Origin of the sequence: Microbacterium luticellae, from assembly GCF_050408645.1 — a bacterium.
Taxonomy (GTDB): domain Bacteria; phylum Actinomycetota; class Actinomycetes; order Actinomycetales; family Microbacteriaceae; genus Microbacterium.
Genome location: NZ_JBNTKE010000002.1, coordinates 1 through 18,784, shown reverse-complemented (window position 1 = coordinate 18,784; position 18,784 = coordinate 1). Strand labels below are relative to the sequence as shown.

The following is an 18,784-nucleotide window of genomic DNA, read 5'->3' as shown; positions in this document are numbered from 1 at the left end:
GCTGGCCGCGGACGCGGTCGGAGCACCTCGAGCCGTTCGCCTGCAAGAATCGACGTATGACCCAGCGTTATCCCCATCGTGTTTTTGGTCGCGGTGAAGAGCCGGATCCTCGGTTTAGTCTCGCTAATGAGCGCACGTTTTTGGCGTGGATTCGTACGTCGCTGGCGCTCGTTGCCGGGGGAGTGGCGTTGCAGGCGCTGGTTGTCGATATGCACAGTGGTTTGCGTGCTGTAGCGGCGGGCATCTTTATTTTGTTGGGGCTGGTTGCCGCTGTTCATGCGTGGCTGGGGTGGGCACGCACAGAAGGGGCTTTGCGGGCGGGTAAGGCGCTGCCGGGCGCGGCTGTCGGCGCGATTATTGCCGCAGGGCTGGGTATTGCTGTGGTGCTGGTTGTTCTTGGGCTGATTGTGCCGTGGTAAAAAAGCGATATCCGGGTGCCGAGGCGCCGTTCGATGCGGGTTTGCAGCCGGAGCGCACTCTTTTGGCGTGGCGGCGCACAGCACTTGCGCTCGGGCTGGGTGGCGTCGCGGCGACACGATTCACAGCGCATGAGTTGGGTATTGCGGCTGTGGGTGCGGGTATTGCCGGGCTTGTCATGGCGGTTGTTGCGTATCTTTTGGCGTCTGCGCGGTACAGCAGGGTGCATCGACACCTGAGTGGCGGCAGCATGTATCCCAGTGGTGGCCGTTCGATTATTGCGCTGGCTGCCGCGGCGTTTTTCGTCGGGTTAGCGGGGCTGAGCTATGTTGTGGGGTCGGTTCTTGGCAGCATCGGTTTGTGACCGGTCACCGCTCGAGGCGTAGGCTACAGGGGTTGCATTACCGTCACCGGCCAGAAAGGACCACATGACCGAAGAAACCCCCGTGCGTCGGGGCCCCCGCGCCGTGTTCGGTTTCATCGCTATTGGGTTGTCGGCAGGTTTGCTGTCGGGCCTTTTTGGTGTTGGTGGCGGAACAGTGATTGTGCCTCTTCTGGTGCTGATGATGCGTTTTGATCAGCGTCTTGCCGCGGGCACGTCGTTGGCGGCGATTGTTCCCACCGCTGCGGTCGGAGTCATTTCGTATGCTCTGTCGGGCTCGGTCGCGTGGATTCCTGCGCTCATCCTCGCCGCGGCAGCGGTGGTGGGTGCGCAAATAGGTACGCGCCTGTTGCCGCGTATTCCGCAGTGGGTGCTGCTGTGGCTGTTTGCAGGTTTCATTGCGGTGGTTATCGTGAGCCTGTTCGTGATCGTTCCTTCGCGTGATGCATCGCTCGAGCTCACGGTGGTTACGGTGTTGGCGCTCATTGGTATTGGGCTGTTTACGGGGCTGTTGGCAGGTCTTATTGGTGTGGGCGGTGGCGTGATTATTGTGCCGGCGCTCATGCTCGGTATGGGAACAAGCGACCTCATTGCCAAGGGAACATCGTTGCTGATGATGATTCCGACGGCGCTGTCGGGCACGATCGGTAACCTGCGTCACCGCAATGTTGACCTTGCCGCTGCCGCCATGATCGGCGTTTCCGCCTGCACGATGACGGCGTTGGGTGCATGGATTGCCACGATGATTGATCCGCTACTCGGCAATATTTTGTTTGCCGTATACCTGGTTGTTATCGGCACGCAGATGGCCATTAAGGCTCTTCGCGCGACGCCGCGTCGAGGCTAGTCCACTCACGGCGCGCGGTGCTCGGGCGGGTAGGATCAAAGGGTGCCAGTGAACCCCGATCTCGTCGGTCGCGCTTTTGCTCCGACGCCCCCGTATCTTGTCGGCCGCGAAAAGGTGCGCGAGTTTGCCCGTGCCGTTTTCGCCGATGCCCCTCAGCATCATGACCCGGATGCTGCGCGCCAGCTGGGTTTCTCTGATGTTGTGGCGCCGCCCACGTTTGCCATGGTCATTCAAGACCTGACCCTGCAGCAGTTGCTGTCTGATCCCGATTCGGGCATTGTTTTGGCTCGCACGATTCATGCCGAGCAGCGGTTTGAGTATTCGCGGCCGATTGTGGCCGGAGACGAATTAACGGCGCAGTTGCAGGTGACCGGAATTCGGCCGATGCGAGGGTCAGCGATGATTACGAGCGAGGCGGCGATGACCGATGCATCCGGAGCGCATGTTGTCACAGCCATTTCGACTCTTCTGGTGGGGGATGACGCATCATGACGATGACCGTGGGTGATGTGATTGCCGAACGTGCCGTGCAGGTAACCCGGGAATCGCTTGTACGCTATGCCGGGGCATCCGGAGACTTTAACCCCATTCACTACCGTGACGATATTGCTGCCGAGGTGGGTTTGCCCGGTGTGCTCGCCCACGGCATGCTCACCATGGGAATCGCTGCGTCGGTTGTGACCGAGGCGCTGCCCGGCACTGCGCGGCTGCTGGATTACGGTGTGCGGTTTGCCCGCCCCGTGGTGGTTGACCCACAGTCGGGCGCACAGCTAACCGTGACCGCGACGGTGGGTGCCGTCGATGATAACGAGGTGCGCATCGATCTGGCTGTCAAACACGACACCACAACGGTGCTGGTAAAAGCCCAGTTGCTGTACGCCGCCGATTCACTGTGACCCCAACAGAAAGAACCTGATGCCTGAGGTTGCTCCTATCTCGCTGTCACAGCTCACAACGCTTCGCACGGGTGCTGCCCCGCTCCGGATGCTGGAATCCCGGACCTCCGCCGAACTCGTCGCTGATCTGCAGTCGGTGTGGCACACCGGTGATGACTGGTTCGTGCTCGGTGGCGGTTCGAACCTGTTTGCGGGCGATGAGCCTTTTGACGGCACGGTGATTCGTATTCTCACCGAGGGCATCGATGAACTGCCCTCCCCGCACGAGGGGCGCATTCGCGTGCGCGTGCAGGCGGGGCACAACTGGGACGACCTGGTTGCCTATGCCGTGTCGCACGGCTATGCCGGTATTGAAGCGATGTCGGGTATTCCCGGCACGGTGGGTGCGGCACCCGTGCAGAACGTCGGTGCTTATGGTCAAGAGATTCAAGAGACCCTGGTCGAGGTCGAGCTGATTGACGAGGGAGCCACCGAACCCGTGGTTGTGCCGGCGGCAGAGCTGGGCCTAGGTTTTCGCACATCGGTGCTGAAACACCACTATGGTGAGGTGCCGCCGCGCCGCGCCGTGATTATTAGTGTCACGCTCGATCTTGCCGTGACCGATGGGCACCGGTTTGTGCGCGGCGATCAGCTGCGCCGGGCCCTGCAGATCGAGCACGATAACCCGGTCGAGCTTGCCTGGGTGCGCGAGCAAATTCTGGCTACGCGCGCCGCAAAGGGCATGATACTGGCAGAGCCCGATGTCGACACGCACAGTGCCGGATCATTCTTTCAAAACGCGGTCGTCTCAGCATCGTTTGCTCGCACACTGCCCGCAGAGTGCCCGCGCTGGCCGGTCACGCCCGATCTCGACGCCGTCACTGTTATTCCCCTCGACGCCTATGCCGGGGTTGTTCCGACACCGCGGCCGCACAGCACCGACATTAAAGTGAGCGCGGCCTGGCTGATCGAGGCATCCGGAATCACCAAGGGTTTTCGATTGCCGCGCTCACGAGCAGGTATTTCTAGCAAGCATGCTCTCGCGCTCACCAACCGCGGCAACGCGACAGCGGCCGAACTGGCCGAACTCGCGCGGTTTATTCAAGGGCGCGTACACGCCGACTTTGGCTTGCTGCTGCAACCCGAACCTGTGCTGATTGGTGTTGACCTGTAACACCGCCAGGCAGAATGAGTGAGGGGCCGGATGCTGCGCAGCATCCGGCCCCTCAAGCTTTGTTCTATTCGCTAAACAGGCGTTGCATGCGCTGCACGCCCTCGAGAATATTCTCGTCGCTCAGCGCGTACGCCATGCGGATGTAGCCGGAAGGACCAAAAGCTTCGCCGGGAACAACCGCAACCTGAGCGCGCTCAAGAATGAGGTCGGCCAACTCTAGCGAGGTCGTCGGAGTCACTCCGCCCCAGGAACGCCCGAGCAGCCCGCGAACATCGGGATACACATAGAACGCACCCTGCGGGGTGGGCACATGCATGCCGGTAATCTTCGATAGCTCCGACACAATCAGTTGGCGGCGGCGGTCAAAAGCTGCACGCATCTTCTCAGCATCGTCTTGCGGACCAGTCAGTGCCGCAGCGGCAGCCTTTTGCGCAACGTTATTGACGTTGCTCGACAGGTGCGACTGCAGGTTGCCGGCAATCTTGATGGCATCGGCGGGCCCGATCATCCAGCCCACGCGCCACCCGGTCATCGCATAGGTTTTTGCGACACCGTTCACCAGCAGCGTCTGGTTCGCGACCTCGGGAACAGCCTCCACAATCGATGTGGCCTGCACACCGTCGTAGGTCAGGTTCTGGTAAATCTCATCGCTGATCACCCAGATTCCGTGCTCCAGAGCCCACTCGCCGATCGCCCGCACTTCGTCGGCGGTATAGACGGCGCCGGTGGGGTTCGACGGAGAAACAAACACGAGTGCCGTGGTCTTCGCGGTGCGAGCAGCTTCTAACTGTTCGACCGTGACCTTGTACTCTTGGTCGGCCCCGGCAAACACCTCAACAGGAACACCATCGGCCAGGCGGATCGCCTCGGGGTATGTGGTCCAGTACGGGGCCGGAAGCAGTACCTCATCGCCGGGGTTTACTACCGTCTGAAAAGCCTGATACACCGCCTGCTTGCCACCATTGGTCACAATAACCTGGCTCGGCGAAATCTCTAACCGTGAGTCACGCAGCGTCTTTGCAGCAACGGCCTCGCGCAACACCGGCAGACCCGCCGCAGGTGTGTAACGGTAACTGGCCGGGTCGGCGAGGGCCTCTTGCGCGGCCTGCACAATGTAGTCCGGCGTCGTGAAATCGGGTTCACCGGCGGCATAAGAAATAACAGGCTCACCGGCGGCCTGCAGGGCCTTGGCTTTGGCGTCGACCTTAAGAGTGGCCGACTCGGCGATGGCAGAAAGTTTGCGAGAAAGAGGGGCGCGTTCAGTCACAGTCTCGATGCTACCGCGCTGTGCGGCATCCGGTGAGAAAACGGCAGGGGCAAGGTCTTGCCGACAAAAGCGCGGTGCTGACAACAAGCACGGTGCCGACTCTGCGAGAGAGTCGGCACCGTGAGTGTTTTGCGCAGTATTAGGCGTTGCTTGCGCGTAGGCGACGCAGCAGCAGGCCGGCTGCCAGCAATCCTGCGGCCAGAACCAGGCCGCCACCGATCGTGCCACCGGTGATGGCAAGGCCTCCGCCGTTGTCGGGCTCAGGGGCTTCGGGAGAAGGGAGGGGTTCGGGACTGTCGGTGGGGGCAGGCTCGACGGGCGCGCCCTCTTCTACCTCAAACGTGGCTGTGAGCACTGTGCCTGTCTGCTCACCCGTCACCGTCAGCTCGTAGGTGCCCGGCTCAGAAGGAGCAGTCAGCGTGGCTGACACGGCACCGTTAATGACGTCGGTGCGTGAAAGAATACCGGCATCCGGGGCATCGGTGATCGCGCCACTGAGTTGACGGTCACCGTGCAGGCCAGCAACCGAAACATTCAGAGTGCCGCCGGGAGCAATCGTCTCGGCCACCGACAGTGTGGCATCGGCCGACAGAGCAGCCAGGTCGCGCTCGAGCTCAAGAGCACCGGCAATCGTAAAGAAGGTGTCGGTCTGGTCGGTCAGGCCAATAACGTTCGCCGCTCCCGGACCAAAGCCCGCGATACGCACCTGCGAACCGGTGTGCTGCTGAGAACTGCCTGCAGCAGACGTGCCATACGACACCTTCATGGTCGAACCCTCGGTGGTTTCCAGAGCGATCGACAGTGCTGTCGGAGGCGTCGAGTCAACAATCTGCGAGGTGTGGGCGTGGTCGGCGGTCACAATAACGAGCGTGTCGCCGCGTTCACGAGCAAACTCCAGAGCAACCTGCACGGCCTCGTCAAGGTCGATCGTCTCACCGATCTGGCCACAGGCGTTCGCAGCGTGGTTTTCTTTGTCGATCGACGCACCCTCTACCTGCAAGAAGAAGCCCCCGTCGCCCGCGCTCAGCAGGTCAATTGACTTCTGCGTCAGAGCTGCCAGCGACAGGTCGGTCGCAAGACGTTCGGGGTTCTCGACGCACGAAATCGCGGCAGCATCCGCACCGCCCACCGTGGCGTAGGCAGAAGAAAAACGGGTGGGGAAGTTGCCCGAAGTGAAGGTACCCAGCACCGGGCTTACCTGGTCGGCAGCCTCGACGGCGGCAAGGTCTTCGGCATTGCGCAGCACCTGGTAACCGCGTTGCTCGGCCTGCTCAAACAGCGTGATGCCGGGCCATGCGCCGGCCTGCGCTGTCTGCTCAAACGATGCCGAACCGCCACCGAGGGTCACGTCGGCACGGGTGTCAAGAATCTGCTCGCTAATCGAGCCGAGACCACCGTTTTCGAGCAGGTCATCGCCACAGGCCGAAACCGACTCTGGGCCATAGCATTTACGGGCAGCAACGTGCGCTGCCTGCACAGCAGGAGTGGCGTCTTGAATTTCGGCCGTCGACACATTGCCCGTGCGCATGCCGTTAGCCTTCGCCAGTTCAATCATCGTGTCTTGCGGTGTCCCAAAAATATCGACACCGATAGCACCGTCATACGATTTCGTGCCGGTCGCCCACGCGGTTCCGGTTGCGGCCGAGTCGGGCACGTAATCGACTGCGCCGTCTCGCGTCAAAGAATAGGTCGTGTACGAACCGGTGAGCGGAAGCGCATCAATGCCCGGAAAAGCGCCACCGGCACCATAGGCATAGTTGCGGGCCACGGTGATCTCAGAATCACCCATGCCATCACCGATCAGCAGAATCACGTTCTTGGCGGGGCCATCAACAATCGCCTCGCGAATGAGTGATGTTCTGTCACCGTCGTTACGGGCCGCGCCACCGTTATCCGAAGGATCACCGGCGGCAGACGCTGCCGGAGCAAAAAGGAGCGTGCTGGCTGCAAGGCAACCGGCAGTGAAGGCCATCGCTGAACGGCGAAGACCGGGGGAGATGCTCATCTGCTGTCTTCCTCTTTCTTTCCTGTGCTGTGACAACCCGGCTATTGCGGATCGTGTGCACAGCACAGCAGGCCGAAAAGAATCAGCGGCAACTCGTTTATGACGTCTTTATGAACCCTGCGTGCCCGAACCCTGCATGCCCGAACCCTGCGCGACGGGGCCCGGTCCCGCATCGCTGGGCGATAACTGCAGCGCCGCCCACACTTCAGCGCGGTGTGAGAATAGCGTCAGGTCGCGCCCGAGCAGCTCTCCCGTCCGGCGAATGCGCGCTCGCAGCGTATGCCGATGTATGTGTAACGTCCGCGCTGCGTCTTCAAAGTGGGCGTCGTGTATAAACCAGGCGCGTACACTCTGCTCGAGTAGCGCTGCGTCGTCGGCCGCGCGCAAACGGGCAAGATAGGCCTGCGCCGCCTGCTTCACACTGTTACCCGCGCCGTCACCGTTACCGGCACCGCCACCGTTACCGGCACCGTCACCTGCGCCACTGCCCGCGCCGAGCCGCAGAAAAGGTGCCACACGGTTCTGATAAAACGTAATTCCGGTGTCGGCACTGTCGTGCACGGCCGTACGCGCCTGCGCATAAGCGCCAGAGAAGTTCGCGTAGCGAACGGCATCCGATACCCCTATGCGCGCCGCTGTGTGCGCGGTCAGCTCGTGCAGCAGGTCTGTTTGCGTATCGGCAAGGCACAGCACAGCGCGCCCGTCATACTCGCCAACAAAAATGGCGGGCGTAATTTCGCGGGGCAGGCGTTCTGCCCATTCGAACACTGTCGTCCACGGCGCACCGTCAACGATCGCTACGCGCAGGGGCGGCTCGGGCAGGTGAGCTACAGCGCCCATCGCGCGAATGGTGGTTTCGTTACCGCTGAGCAAACCGCGGGTCAGTTGGGCGTGCAGCATCCGGATGCTGCGGTGAACCCGCGCACCCTGTTCTAACGCCAGTGCTGCCATAGCAAGAGCGCTTGTCACGACCGTGCGCGATTGTTCATCGAGGGGCCCGGATGCCACGGCTACCGCACCGCGCAGGTGACCGCTGCGTCCGAGCGTAAAAGTGTGTACGGGTACGTCGTCGATCACCCGCGTCTGGCCGGATTCGGTTCCCCGCGCGAGTACGTCACGAATATGGTGGCGCAACTGCTGCCAGGTGTGCGGTGCAAGCACGCTGTTGTTCTGCGGGGCGAGGGGCGTGGCTGCGGCGTCAAAGAGTATTGCCGGGGCGTCAAGCTGATGCGAGAGTTCGGTCATAAGCTGCTCGAGAGGCCGGGCACGCAGCGCCGCGAGCGCCAGGGCCCGCTGCGCGCTCAAAGCCCAGGCCCGCCGTGCAAAGAGCGCCTCAGCCGTGGCGTCGGAGTGAGCGCGGGCAACAGCGATGAACGGTACCCGGTAGGGCACTTCAAAAAGCGGCACTCCGTAGTCGGCGCAGGCGGTGATGAGTGCTGCCGGAATCCCCGCCCGGTGCACTTCGGTACCAAAACCCAGGCCCACCACGCCGCGTGAATGTAGTCGCTGCACATATTCGCGCACGATCGTGGCGTGCGCCGTGTGGGCTGCTGCCGAACCATCGTCATCGACATCATGAAATTGTGAACCGGTTGTGAGTAGCACGAGGTTATCGGCAAGAAACGGTGTGGGGTCACGAAGGTCGGTGCTGTGCACCCACTGCACAGGGCGGTCAAGCGTGCCGGATGCCGGTGTTCCCACAAGACGCAGTTGCAGGGTGGGGTTACGCAGCAGCGTGTGCAGCGTGGGGTGGGTGGGCACGGCTGACTCCTTCGACAGCAGCGGGCGGGTATACCAATTGTACGATCCGGCGAAACAGTGAGCGCATATTCGCCTGGATGTCTATCGACGTGGAGTGGCTGTCGGCATAGCCTCGGCATATGAGCCGCCCCGACACCGCACTCACCGACACAGCACTCACTGACGCCGCCTTCACCGATGCCGTGCAGCAGCATCCGGAATCATCTGCGCGCTCGCAGCCCCCGCGGGGAGGGCCGAGCCTGCCGCAGCGCCGAGTTCTTCACACTTCTCTTCCTGGCCCGCGGTCGGCCGAGATTCTGCAGCGGCAATGGGCCGCCGTGCCTGCGGGGGTGGCCAGCAGCATGCCCATCGCTGTCGTTGCTGCCGGTGGCGGAGTAGTTGTTGATGCCGATGGCAATTCGCTGATCGACCTGGGTAGCGGCATCGCCGTAACGACGGTCGGAAACTCTCACCCGGCTGTCGTCGATGCTGTGAGCGCCCAGGCGGCACAGTTCACCCACACCTGCTTTATGGTGTCGCCCTATGAGTCGTATATTGGCGTGGCTGAGGCCCTCAACCGGCTTACACCGGGCGCTTTTGATAAGTGCACAATACTGCTCAACTCGGGTGCCGAGGCGGTCGAAAACGCCATAAAAATTGCCCGCCACTACACCGGGCGTTCGGCGGTCGTTGCTTTCGATCACGGCTATCACGGCAGAACTAACCTCACCATGGCACTCACCGCAAAAGCAATGCCGTACAAACACGGTTTCGGCCCCTTCGCGCCCGAAATCTATCGGGTACCCGGCTCGTACCCTTTCCGCGACGGGCTCACAGGAGAACAGGCTGCTGCCCGCGCCATTACGCAGCTCGAAAAACAGATCGGCAGCGACGAGATTGCCGCCGTCATCATCGAACCGATCCAGGGCGAGGGCGGGTTTATTGTGCCCGCCGATGGCTTTCTGCCACGCATTGCCGAATGGTGCCGCAGCACCGGCATCGTCTTTATCGCCGACGAAATCCAAACCGGTTTTGCCCGCACCGGCACCATGTTTGCCAGCGAACAGTTCGGTATTGAACCCGACCTGATCACAACAGCCAAGGGTATTGCGGCTGGTCTGCCGCTCGCCGCCGTCACGGGTCGCTCCGAGATCATGAACGCCGTGCACGCCGGTGGCCTCGGCGGCACGTATGGCGGCAACCCCGTCGCCTGTGTCGCCGCGCTCGCAGCCATCAATGCCTACGAAACAGAAGGGCTCTGCGAACGCGCACGCCACCTTGGCGACATTATGACCAGCCGTCTTCGCACCGCCGGCGCGGGCGATGATCGCATCGGTGATATTCGCGGCCGTGGTGCCATGGTTGCTGTCGAATTCATCGACCCCGACACGGGGAATGCCGACGCTGCGCTGGCCGGCGCAGTTGCCCGCGCCGCCATCGCCGAGGGCGTGATTGTGTTGACCTGCGGCACCGACGGCAACATTATTCGCTTCTTGCCACCCCTCACGATCAGTGATGAACTGCTTCATGAAGGACTCGACGTTGTGCTCAAGGCACTTGCTGCGCAGGAGCATCCGGATGCCACACACAGCGCTGCTTCTTCTGACACCGCCGTCGACCGCAGAAAGGACCCCTCTGCATGACCACGTCACTGGCACCCCACGAACAGGCGCTGCTTCATCGCGTACCCACCCGGCTGCACATAGCGGGGCAGTGGGTTGAGGCCGAGAGCGGAGGAACCTTTGCGGTCACCGACCCTGCCACCGGTATGACACTGGCGCACGTGGCCGATGCCACCGCCGACGACGGCATGCGGGCCCTTGACGCAGCGGCAGGAGCCCAAAAGCAGTGGGCGCAAACCTCGCCGAGGCAGCGCAGCGAGATTCTTCGCCGAGCATTTGATCTCGTGCAGCAGCATGCCGACGACCTAGCGCTGCTGATGACGCTAGAGATGGGCAAGCCGCTCGCTGAGTCACGCGGCGAAGTCACGTACGGTGGCGAATTTTTGCGGTGGTTTAGCGAAGAAGCTGTGCGCGTTTCGGGCCGCTATGCCAGTAACCCCGAAGGCACCGGAACGATGATCGTGTCGCAGCGACCGGTCGGGCCGTGCCTGCTGATTACGCCGTGGAATTTTCCCTTTGCCATGGCAACTCGCAAGGTGGGACCCGCTTTGGCTGCCGGATGCACCGTGATACTCAAGCCCGCCAGTCTCACGCCGTTGACAACCCTGTTTTTCACTGAACTTTTGCGTGAAGCAGGTGTGCCCGCCGGGGTCGTTAACGTGGTCACAACCTCGAAGTCGAGCGCACTGTCACGGCCGCTTCTTGCCGACCCGCGGCTGCGGAAACTCTCATTCACCGGGTCAACGCCAGTGGGTAAAGCACTCACGGCGCAGGCGGCAGAGGGCGTGCTACGCGTATCCATGGAACTGGGTGGTAATGCTCCCTTCGTGGTGTTCGACGACGCCAATATCGACCGCGCCGTCGAAGGGGCCATGATCGCCAAGTTCCGCAATATTGGGCAGGCATGCACGGCAGCAAACCGGTTTATTGTGCACGAATCTGTTGTCGAAGAATTCGCTGCCCGCCTCACCGAGCGCGTCACGCGTATGCGTATCGGTCGCGGCACCGACGATGGCGTCGATATTGGTCCGCTCATTGACGACGACGCCGTAGAGAAGGCGGCACAGCTCGTCGATGACGCCGTTTCGCGCGGCGCGCAGATTCACACCGGCGGCAGCCGCATCGACGGACCGGGCACATTTTTTGCACCGACCGTGATTACCAATGTGGCATCCGGCAGCGAAATTTTGCGCGAAGAAATATTTGGCCCCGTGCTGGCAATCGCAACCTTCGACACAGAAGACGAAGCCGTGCAGCTGGCCAACAACACCGAATATGGTCTCGTCTCGTACGTGTTTACCGAGAACCTTGCGCGCGGCCACCGCATGATCGACGCACTCGACAGCGGCATGATGGGGCTCAACGTGGGCGTCGTCTCCAACGCCGCTGCACCGTTTGGTGGCGTCAAACAGTCGGGCGTAGGCCGTGAGGGAGGGGCCGAAGGAATACACGAATACCTCGAAACCAAATACACGCTTGTGCCCACGGGCGTATAGCTGCGTGCGATGTGAGTGCAAAGGAAACCACCATGACCGAATACAGCGTTGTTAATCCGGCCACCGGCGAAAAAATTGCCAGCTACGACACCTTCACCGACGATCAGATGGCGGCAGCTATCGAACGGGCGGCTGATGCCGCAAGCGTCTGGGCGCGCACTCCCGTTGACGAGCGGGCACGCACTGTTCGGCGCGTTGCCGAACTGCATCGTGAGCGGCGTGACGACCTCGCGCAGCTGATCGTTACCGAAATGGGTAAGCCTCTCGCGGCTGCGCGTGAAGAGGTCGACTTCGCCGCCGACATCATCGAGTATTACGCCGATAATGCCCAGCGCATTACCGGTGATGAGCCACTTGATATTCTCGGCGAAGGCACCGGTGTTATTCGCCGCGTACCGCTGGGAGCACTCATCGGCATCATGCCGTGGAACTTTCCCGCCTACCAAGTGGCACGCTTCGCGGCACCCAACCTCATGATCGGCAACACCATCGTGCTCAAGCATGCACCGCAGTGCCCATCATCGGCCGCGGCGTTAGAAAACATCTATCGCGATGCGGGGCTGCCCGACGGTGCCTATGTCAACGTGTACGCCACGCACGAGCAGATTGCTACGGCGATCGCTGACCCCCGCATCCGGGGAGTATCGGTCACAGGATCGGAGCGGGCCGGTGCCGCGGTGGCAGAACTTGCCGGCAGGCACCTGAAAAAGGTTGCTCTTGAACTGGGCGGCTCCGACCCCTTTATTGTGCTGTCAGCCGACGACATGGATGCCGTGGTGCAGGCAGCAGTCGATGCCCGCATCGACAACAACGGCCAGTCGTGCAACGGTGCCAAAAGGTTCATCATCGTCGACGAGCTCTACGACGATTTCGTTACCCAGTTTGTGCAAACACTCACCGCGATTGAGCCCTCCGACCCGGCAGCCGAAGACACCGTACTGGGCCCGCTGTCGTCGGATGCCGCAGCAGAACGCCTGCAAGAGCAGATCGACCGTGCCATCGAGCAGGGAGCGCGGCTGATGCTGGGCGGCCGACGCAAGGGAACACAGTTCTGGCCGACGGTGCTTGCCGAGGTAACCCCCGAGATGGACGTCTACCGCCAAGAACTGTTCGGCCCCGCCGCTGTCGTGTATCGCGTTGCCGACGAAGACGCCGCTGTCGATCTTGCCAACGACACTCCCTTTGGCCTCGGCTCCTACGTTTTCACCACTGACCCCGAGCAGGCCGACCGCGTCGCCAACAGCCTCGATGTCGGCATGGTCTATATCAACCTGGTGGGCGCCGACAGCCCCGAACTGCCCTTCGGCGGGGTCAAACGCAGCGGCACCTCCCGCGAACTCGGATTGCTTGCCGCCACGGAGTTCGTCAACCACAAACTGGTGCGCAGCGCGTGAGCGACGCGCCCGGGTGTCGGGGTGAGTCGGGGCGAGTTCGCGGGCGGCCGGAATGATGCCGTACACTGGTGCAGCAGTTGTCTTCTGCATTCTTTTACCGTGCCCATCGCCTCGGTGGTTGGTGAGGTGAGAGAGTAGAGGTAGCTGCAGAGCCTTCCGGGGTTCTAGGGCGGTAGCTCAATTGGCAGAGCAGCGGTCTCCAAAACCGCAGGTTGCAGGTTCGATTCCTGTCCGCCCTGCGCGTCAGCGCTCAGCTGACACACGAAAGGTATATTCACGATGTCTCAAGACGCAGCGGTTCCCTCGTCGCGAGGGTCAGAGAGCGGGAAGAAGCTGGGCTTCTTCGCGCGAATTGCGCTGTTCTTGCGCCAGGTGATCGATGAGATGCGTAAGGTGGTTACCCCCACCCGCAAAGAACTCATCACATTCACGTCAGTTGTGCTCGTTTTTGTGCTCATCGTGATGGGGCTCGTGTATGGCTTTGACACCATTTTTGCGTGGCTGACGTCGCAAGTATTCGGGGTGCCGGGTCGCCCGACCCTATAACCCCTGCGGCGTAAGCCGCACGGAAGGAAGAGATCCAAGTGTCTGAACGAATCTCCGACGACTCCGACTGGGCAACAGCGGCCGAGCAGTCCAGCGAGGAAGACGAAGCGCAGGAGGGCTCGGTTCTTGCCGAGCAAGAGCGTTCCGTGACCGCCGCCGAAGAGGTTGCCGTGCATGTTGAAGGCGATGCAGCATTCGGCGACGAAGACATTGAAATTCAAGACCCGGAGGCAGATGCTGTCGTGAACGACGCGCTCAACATAGACGAAACGGCAGAGGTCGAAGCCGCTGCCGAAGTAATCAACGACTCCGTCGCTGACGAAGAAGCAGAACGCATCGCGGCAGAAGAAGACGAAGTCACCCCTTACGACGGGCCCGATCCTGCCGAGGGTGACGAAGAGGTCGCAGAAGAAGACCCCTACGAAACTTTCCGTCAAGAGCTCCGGATGCTACCCGGCAAGTGGTACGTCATCCACTCCTACGCCGGTTTCGAACGCAAGGTGAAAGCCAACATCGAGCAGCGTAAATCGACGCTCGAGGTCGAAGAAGACATCTACCAAATCGAAGTACCGATGGAAGATGTCGTCGAAATCAAAAACGGTCAGCGCAAAATGGTGACCCGTGTGCGCATGCCCGGATATGTGCTCGTACGCATGGAGCTCAACGAAGAAACCTGGTCGGTTGTTCGCCACACGCCGGGTGTTACCGGCTTTGTGGGCAACGCACACAACCCCATGCCGCTGCGCTTCGAAGAGGCCTTCAACATGCTGAAGGCTCTCGTCGAAGTGAAAGATGCGCCGACCGCTAAGGCCGTCGCCGACAAGGGTGGCACCGCGGTGGCTCGCCCGCTGCCCGCCGAGGTCGACTTCGAGATCGGCGAAACCATCACCATCAAGGAAGGTTCCTTCGCGGGCCTTCCCGGTTCCATCAGCGAAATCAAGCCCGAAAGTGGCAAGCTCACCGTACTGGTGTCGCTGTTCGAACGTGAAACCCCGGTCGAGCTGTCATTCGACCAGGTCACCAAGATGGCGTAACAAAAACTCTTCTCAGTGGGGCCGGTGCACATCAGCACCGGCCCCACTTATATTCCCGGAATATAAGCGCTAGTGTTATCGCGTGATAGTAGCTGTTATTGCCGACATTGTTGGCTCACGTCGCCTGCCTGACCGAGCCGCCTCGCAGCGTGTGTTCGAAGACACCATCGCTCAGGTAGAGAGCGATCTGGCGACCTGCGGTTTTCAGCAACCTATCGAACCGCTCACCGCCACCGTCGGCGACGAGTTTCAAACCGTTTACGCCACTCTCGAAGGCGCGCTCACCGCAACACTGCTTATCCAGTTAGCACTCCCCGAAGGCCATCAGCTGCGGTTCGGGGTGGGAGTTGGCGGCGGCACCATCGTCGATACCCCCGACCATCCGCTGCATGATGGACCCGCCTGGTGGGCGGCGCGCACGGCGATCGACACGACGCACCGCCAGGCCGAACGGGCTATCCCCACCACCCGCATCCGGGTTACTGCCGGCAATGATCAGGATGCCGGCATGCTCGAAGTGATTCATCACGCCAACGCCTATCTTCTGGTGCGTGACCACCTGATTGCGGCCATGAGTAACCGCGAACGACGCCTTACGTATGGACGCTGCCTCGGACACACCCAGAGCACCCTGGCCGAAGCAGAAGGCATCACCCAGCCGGGCGTTTCGCAGGCCCTTGCCGTAGCCGGTGCGGCAGCGATCATCGAGGGCTTGCGTCCCTGGAAAGAAAAAGCATGATCTACGCAGGGCTGCTGCTGTCAGCTATTGGCCTGGTCGACCTGATCGGGGCCACAGCGCCGCGACGCTTGCACGCTGTGCTGTGGTCGGTTGTGGCGATCATCGTGGTGGCACTGGCCGTGATCAGCGGTGCTGCTGTGGGCGGAGTCATCGCCGCGGCCGCGGCTGTGGCATGGCTACTGGTGTATCCGCCACAGCGGCCCGCGCGCGCAGGAATCTGGCCGGCGCTCGTGCTCGCTCTCGGCAGCGGTGCGCTGGTTGCGATTGGCGGCGAAGGCGCAGCATCCGGTGTCGTCACCGAGCATTGGAGTCTTGTCGCACCCTTCGGTCCTGTCAGTATTGACGTCGCGATACTCACGATCGGTGTTGGCTGCTTTTTGCTGGAGAGCAGCAACAAAGTGGTGCGGGCTGCTCTGGCAAGTGAAAATATTGCTCCGGATGCTGCAGACCCCACACCAACCCCTTCGGTATCGCTGCGCGGCGGTCGCATGATTGGCCCGCTCGAGCGGATTCTTGTTATGGTGCTCACCCTTGCGGGGGCCTATGGGTTTATCGCTGCCGTGCTGGCTGCGAAGGGAATTGTGCGTTTTCCCGAGATATCGCACGATCGCGCCGGTGGTTCGCAGGCTGAATATTTTCTTGTCGGAAGCCTTGTGAGCTGGTCGCAGGCACTTGCCGGTGCGCTGCTGATCTGGTGGGCGTACGGGGCATGACAACGCGCTGATAATCTAAAGGGCGTGTCTACTGAAGAGCTGACGACAGCGACCCCGGCACTCGACCCCAGTTTTGACAACGTGTGGGACGAATTGCAGTGGCGCGGACTCGTGCATGTGTCCACCGATCCTGAGGCGCTGCGCGCCGTTCTTGGCGGAGAACCCATCACGTACTATTGCGGCTTCGACCCGACTGCTCCCAGCCTTCACCTCGGTAACCTTGTGCAGCTGTTGACGCTGCGTCGCATTCAGCTGGCGGGGCATCGTCCGCTCGGACTCGTGGGTGGTTCGACGGGTCTCATCGGCGACCCGCGGCCGACTGCCGAGCGCACTCTCAATACGCCGGAAACCGTAGCCGACTGGGTGCGTCGCCTGCAGTCACAGGTAGAACGCTTCTTAAGCTTTGACGGCGACAACGCCGCCCGCATGGTAAACAACCTCGACTGGACGGCACCGCTGTCGGCGATCGATTTTCTGCGCGAAATCGGTAAGCACTACCGGGTCGGCACGATGCTCAAAAAAGATGCGGTTGCCGCACGCCTGAATTCGGATGCCGGTATTAGCTACACCGAGTTCAGCTACCAGATTCTGCAGGGCATGGACTACCTCGAGCTGTACCGCAACTACGGCTGCGTCTTGCAGACCGGCGGCAGCGACCAGTGGGGTAACCTCACCAGCGGCACCGACCTCATCCATCGGGTCGAAGGCGTTTCGGTGCATGCCATCGGTACTCCGCTGATCACCAATAGCGACGGAACCAAGTTTGGTAAGAGCGAGGGCAATGCGATCTGGCTCGACCCCAGCATGTGCAGCCCTTACCGCATGTACCAGTTTTGGTTGGGGACCACGGATGCCGATGTTATCGACCGGCTCAAGGTCTTTACGTTCTTGACGCGCGACGAAATCGCCGACTACGAAAAGCTTGTCGAATCAGAACCCTTCCGCCGTGCTGCGCAGAAGCGTTTGGCGAGTGAGGTGTGTGCGACCGTTCACGGTGCCGAGGCGACGGCGGCTGTTATCGCGGCATCCGAGGCTCTCTTTGGTCAGGGCGACCTGCACTCTCTCGATGCAGCCACCCTGCGGTCAGCGATCGATGAACTGCCCCACGTCGAACGCGACGGTGCAGTCACTGTGGTGGATGCCCTGGTTGAAACAGGGCTGGTTGCCAGTAAGTCGGATGCCCGAAGAGCGATCGACCAGGGTGGTGTGAGTGTTGACGGTGAGCGGGTTTCGGATGCCGAAGCCCTTGTGAACGGCACATTGCCCGGCGGGGTTTCGATCGTGCGCCGCGGTAAAAAAACCCTCGCGGGCGTCGTTTTTCACTAGTTCGTTATGCCGTTTACGCCCAGTCACGCCATCGTCGCGTTGCCGTGGGTGAAGAGTCGAGTGCCGACGGCAGCCATAGCCGTCGGCGCTATGACTCCCGATCTGCCGCTGTTTACTCTGCACTGGCCCGTGTCGTATGGGGTGACTCATGATGTGCGGTGGTTGCCGGTGACGCTTGTGCTCGCGGCTGTTTTGTTGTGCGTGTGGTGGGGTGTTATTCGGCCTGCGGTTCGCGGGCTTGTGCCGCGGTGGGTTGCCGTGCGGCTGCCGCGGGAGTGGGATGCCTCAGCGCGCGCGAGTTTACGCAGCAATTGGCGGGGGCCTCGCCGCGTGGTGGCGGTGTTGTTGGCTGCGCTGGCCGGAATCCTCAGCCATATTGTGTGGGATTCCTTTACGCATGTTGGTCGCGCGGCAACGCACATCTTTCCGGCGCTGGCGGAGCCATGGGGTCTGCTGCCCGGGTACAAGTGGCTGCAGCATAGTTCGAGTGTGCTCGGCCTCGTGGTTCTCATCATCTTTGTTGCTGGGTGGTTGCGGCGGCGGCCACAGCAGCCCACCGTGTGGACTCCGTCGACCCTGCGCATCATGGTTCTGCCGGCCGTGCTGGCAATTCTGCTGGTGAGCGCATTCTCCCTGGGAATCGCGATTTATGGTCCGCTACGAACCGACTTCGGTGTTGAACACGTGGCTTACCGGATGCTGCCCCCTGCCTGCGCACTCTGGGGCTGTGTTGTCGTTGTCGTCTGCGTGTGGTTGTCGTCTCGCCGCCACCCGATTCCGGGGCGACACTCCCGGCGGTAGAGGTGGATTTGCCCGCTCGCTGGAATGTGCGTAAGTTATTACTTGTTCGCCCCAAAGGGTTGAGCGAGAGTCCGAAAGGCCTAGCTCCCCTCAAGCAGTGAACAAGTCCCGATCACATACTTTTCAAGTAGGTCATAAGACCGTGTGGTCGGAACTCGTCTGTCTGGAGTGACTTTCAGCGGCAATGATCTTCGGATCGCGACACGCCGATTTGACAAGCTGCGCCCGACAGATAAGATAGAGAAGTTGCCCTTCAGGGAAAGCCGCGAGGCTGGAAGGAAGGAGCATCCGATCCTTGAGAACTCAACAGCGTGCACTTGTCAAATGCCAATTTTTCTCGGCCATTTTGTGGTTGGGGTTTTTGGATCAATTTCATGGATTGTCAGTGATGGCATTCTGTTTTTGG

Annotated in this window: 19 protein-coding genes and 1 tRNA gene; 17 read left to right on the top strand and 3 right to left on the bottom strand. The window is 61.4% G+C overall.

All coding sequences use genetic code 11. From position 1 onward, the window contains the following. Positions 1 to 56 precede the first annotated feature (56 nt). From ACQUSW_RS05650 to ACQUSW_RS05625, 6 genes are all read left to right on the top strand, one after another. Entirely contained in the window at positions 57 to 419 is a 363-nt protein-coding gene (locus ACQUSW_RS05650) for a YidH family protein (protein WP_428931323.1), read from the top strand. Further along, positions 413 to 781, top strand: coding sequence for a DUF202 domain-containing protein (locus ACQUSW_RS05645; RefSeq protein ID WP_428931322.1), 369 nt, complete (start codon positions 413 to 415; stop codon positions 779 to 781). The genes ACQUSW_RS05650 and ACQUSW_RS05645 overlap by 7 nt, the downstream gene beginning before the upstream one ends. Before the next feature lie 64 nt (positions 782 to 845). Beyond that, on the top strand, positions 846 to 1,646 hold the full coding sequence (locus ACQUSW_RS05640) for a sulfite exporter TauE/SafE family protein (RefSeq protein ID WP_428931321.1): 801 nt from the start codon (positions 846 to 848) through the stop codon (positions 1,644 to 1,646). Between the two features lie 42 nt (positions 1,647 to 1,688). Next, a complete protein-coding gene (locus ACQUSW_RS05635) occupies positions 1,689 to 2,138 on the top strand; it encodes an FAS1-like dehydratase domain-containing protein (RefSeq protein ID WP_428931320.1) in 450 nt (149 codons plus the stop codon). Beyond that, positions 2,135 to 2,542: a MaoC/PaaZ C-terminal domain-containing protein gene (locus ACQUSW_RS05630; protein WP_428931319.1), complete on the top strand. Its 408-nt coding sequence runs from the start codon at positions 2,135 to 2,137 to the stop codon at positions 2,540 to 2,542. Before ACQUSW_RS05635 ends, ACQUSW_RS05630 begins: the two co-directional genes overlap by 4 nt. Before the next feature lie 19 nt (positions 2,543 to 2,561). Continuing rightward, on the top strand, positions 2,562 to 3,695 hold the full coding sequence (locus tag ACQUSW_RS05625; protein ID WP_428931318.1) for a UDP-N-acetylmuramate dehydrogenase: 1,134 nt from the start codon (positions 2,562 to 2,564) through the stop codon (positions 3,693 to 3,695). Between the two features lie 64 nt (positions 3,696 to 3,759). On the opposite strand, the gene ACQUSW_RS05620 is transcribed toward ACQUSW_RS05625, so the two are convergent. The 3 genes from ACQUSW_RS05620 to ACQUSW_RS05610 form a co-directional block, all read right to left on the bottom strand. Next, positions 3,760 to 4,962: a pyridoxal phosphate-dependent aminotransferase gene (locus ACQUSW_RS05620; protein ID WP_428931317.1), complete on the bottom strand. Its 1,203-nt coding sequence runs from the start codon at positions 4,960 to 4,962 to the stop codon at positions 3,760 to 3,762. A 139-nt stretch (positions 4,963 to 5,101) separates the two neighbouring features. Further along, the gene (phoA, locus tag ACQUSW_RS05615; protein ID WP_428931316.1) at positions 5,102 to 6,967 is read right to left on the bottom strand and encodes an alkaline phosphatase; all 1,866 of its coding nucleotides are present in this window, start codon (positions 6,965 to 6,967) and stop codon (positions 5,102 to 5,104) included. A gap of 108 nt (positions 6,968 to 7,075) precedes the next feature. Further along, positions 7,076 to 8,728, bottom strand: a complete 1,653-nt coding sequence (locus tag ACQUSW_RS05610; protein ID WP_428931315.1) for a PucR family transcriptional regulator — start codon at positions 8,726 to 8,728, stop codon at positions 7,076 to 7,078. 119 nt (positions 8,729 to 8,847) lie between these two features. Between ACQUSW_RS05610 and gabT the strand changes: the two genes are divergently transcribed. The 11 genes from gabT to ACQUSW_RS05555 form a co-directional block, all read left to right on the top strand. Continuing rightward, positions 8,848 to 10,350 (top strand): 4-aminobutyrate--2-oxoglutarate transaminase, encoded by a 1,503-nt coding sequence (gabT, locus tag ACQUSW_RS05605; protein WP_428931314.1) that lies wholly within the window; start codon positions 8,848 to 8,850, stop codon positions 10,348 to 10,350. Further along, positions 10,347 to 11,825, top strand: coding sequence for an NAD-dependent succinate-semialdehyde dehydrogenase (locus ACQUSW_RS05600; protein ID WP_428931313.1), 1,479 nt, complete (start codon positions 10,347 to 10,349; stop codon positions 11,823 to 11,825). Before gabT ends, ACQUSW_RS05600 begins: the two co-directional genes overlap by 4 nt. Before the next feature lie 32 nt (positions 11,826 to 11,857). Beyond that, entirely contained in the window at positions 11,858 to 13,219 is a 1,362-nt protein-coding gene (locus tag ACQUSW_RS05595; RefSeq protein ID WP_428931312.1) for an NAD-dependent succinate-semialdehyde dehydrogenase, read from the top strand. Positions 13,220 to 13,385: 166 nt separating this feature from the next. Continuing rightward, positions 13,386 to 13,458, top strand: a tRNA-Trp gene (locus tag ACQUSW_RS05590). 40 nt (positions 13,459 to 13,498) lie between these two features. After that, positions 13,499 to 13,765, top strand: coding sequence for a preprotein translocase subunit SecE (secE, locus tag ACQUSW_RS05585; RefSeq protein ID WP_428931311.1), 267 nt, complete (start codon positions 13,499 to 13,501; stop codon positions 13,763 to 13,765). Between the two features lie 38 nt (positions 13,766 to 13,803). Next, positions 13,804 to 14,799 carry a transcription termination/antitermination protein NusG gene (gene nusG, locus ACQUSW_RS05580; RefSeq protein WP_428931310.1) on the top strand — a complete coding sequence of 332 codons (996 nt, stop codon included), beginning with the start codon at positions 13,804 to 13,806 and terminating at the stop codon, positions 14,797 to 14,799. Between the two features lie 82 nt (positions 14,800 to 14,881). Further along, positions 14,882 to 15,538 (top strand): SatD family protein, encoded by a 657-nt coding sequence (locus ACQUSW_RS05575; protein ID WP_428931309.1) that lies wholly within the window; start codon positions 14,882 to 14,884, stop codon positions 15,536 to 15,538. Continuing rightward, positions 15,535 to 16,251, top strand: a complete 717-nt coding sequence (locus ACQUSW_RS05570; protein ID WP_428931308.1) for a hypothetical protein — start codon at positions 15,535 to 15,537, stop codon at positions 16,249 to 16,251. Before ACQUSW_RS05575 ends, ACQUSW_RS05570 begins: the two co-directional genes overlap by 4 nt. 24 nt (positions 16,252 to 16,275) lie before the next feature. Beyond that, on the top strand, positions 16,276 to 17,577 hold the full coding sequence (gene tyrS / locus ACQUSW_RS05565) for a tyrosine--tRNA ligase (RefSeq protein ID WP_428931307.1): 1,302 nt from the start codon (positions 16,276 to 16,278) through the stop codon (positions 17,575 to 17,577). A gap of 6 nt (positions 17,578 to 17,583) precedes the next feature. Continuing rightward, positions 17,584 to 18,378 carry a DUF4184 family protein gene (locus tag ACQUSW_RS05560; protein ID WP_428931306.1) on the top strand — a complete coding sequence of 265 codons (795 nt, stop codon included), beginning with the start codon at positions 17,584 to 17,586 and terminating at the stop codon, positions 18,376 to 18,378. Between the two features lie 168 nt (positions 18,379 to 18,546). Then, a partial coding sequence (locus ACQUSW_RS05555; protein WP_428931305.1) for a hypothetical protein occupies positions 18,547 to 18,784 on the top strand: 238 nt, incomplete at its 3' end.

Excerpts from the sequence above, each read along its gene's own strand:
- phoA (WP_428931316.1), bottom strand. The coding sequence starts at position 6,967 with ATGAGCATCTCCCCCGGTCTTCGCCGTTCAGCGATGGCCTTCACTGCC.
- ACQUSW_RS05650 (WP_428931323.1), top strand. The coding sequence starts at position 57 with ATGACCCAGCGTTATCCCCATCGTGTTTTTGGTCGCGGTGAAGAGCCG.
- secE (WP_428931311.1), top strand. The coding sequence starts at position 13,499 with ATGTCTCAAGACGCAGCGGTTCCCTCGTCGCGAGGGTCAGAGAGCGGG.
- ACQUSW_RS05595 (WP_428931312.1), top strand. The coding sequence starts at position 11,858 with ATGACCGAATACAGCGTTGTTAATCCGGCCACCGGCGAAAAAATTGCC.
- ACQUSW_RS05625 (WP_428931318.1), top strand. The coding sequence starts at position 2,562 with ATGCCTGAGGTTGCTCCTATCTCGCTGTCACAGCTCACAACGCTTCGC.
- ACQUSW_RS05600 (WP_428931313.1), top strand. The coding sequence starts at position 10,347 with ATGACCACGTCACTGGCACCCCACGAACAGGCGCTGCTTCATCGCGTA.
- ACQUSW_RS05560 (WP_428931306.1), top strand. The coding sequence starts at position 17,584 with ATGCCGTTTACGCCCAGTCACGCCATCGTCGCGTTGCCGTGGGTGAAG.
- ACQUSW_RS05570 (WP_428931308.1), top strand. The coding sequence starts at position 15,535 with ATGATCTACGCAGGGCTGCTGCTGTCAGCTATTGGCCTGGTCGACCTG.
- gabT (WP_428931314.1), top strand. The coding sequence starts at position 8,848 with ATGAGCCGCCCCGACACCGCACTCACCGACACAGCACTCACTGACGCC.
- ACQUSW_RS05640 (WP_428931321.1), top strand. The coding sequence starts at position 846 with ATGACCGAAGAAACCCCCGTGCGTCGGGGCCCCCGCGCCGTGTTCGGT.
- ACQUSW_RS05630 (WP_428931319.1), top strand. The coding sequence starts at position 2,135 with ATGACGATGACCGTGGGTGATGTGATTGCCGAACGTGCCGTGCAGGTA.